We start from the raw sequence: 453 nt of genomic DNA on the forward strand, positions 1-453 counted from the left end.
GCCAATAAGCTGCGTGAATATGGTCTGAGCCAGAAGAAGGGTGAAGAGTAGAAAACAAGAAGGCCTCCGGATAGAGGCCTTCTTGTGACAAAAGAGCACCGCCTGTAGCACTGACAAACGTAGCGCCAGCAGGCGCTGGCTTATGCCTTCAGGACATTAAGCGCGGCGTCGTAATCCGGCTCGTGGGTGATTTCATCCACCAACTGGCTGAAAATAACGTTGTCGTTTTCGTCAAGCACGATGACTGCGCGCGCCGCCAAACCTTTCAGCGGGCCGTCAACGATTTCGACGCCGTAGTTTTTCAGAAACTCGTTATTACGCAGAGTGGAAAGCGTAATAACGTTGCTCAGGCCTTCCGCGCCGCAAAAACGCGACTGTGCAAAAGGCAGGTCAGCAGAAACGCACAATACGACGGTATTCTCCACTTCTGTGGCCAGTTGATTAAACTTACGA

The 453-nt window shown here is 51.9% G+C and carries 1 protein-coding gene; it reads right to left on the reverse strand.

What is annotated here, in order from left to right:
* Nucleotides 1–140: 140 nt before the first annotated feature.
* Nucleotides 141–453, reverse strand: a 313-nt coding sequence (tpx, locus tag KSP9073_RS17245) for a thiol peroxidase (RefSeq protein ID WP_108844207.1), incomplete at its 5' end; no start/stop codon positions are given.

Origin of the sequence: Kushneria phyllosphaerae, from assembly GCF_900312995.1 — a bacterium.
Taxonomy (GTDB): Bacteria; Pseudomonadota; Gammaproteobacteria; order Pseudomonadales; family Halomonadaceae; genus Kushneria; species Kushneria phyllosphaerae.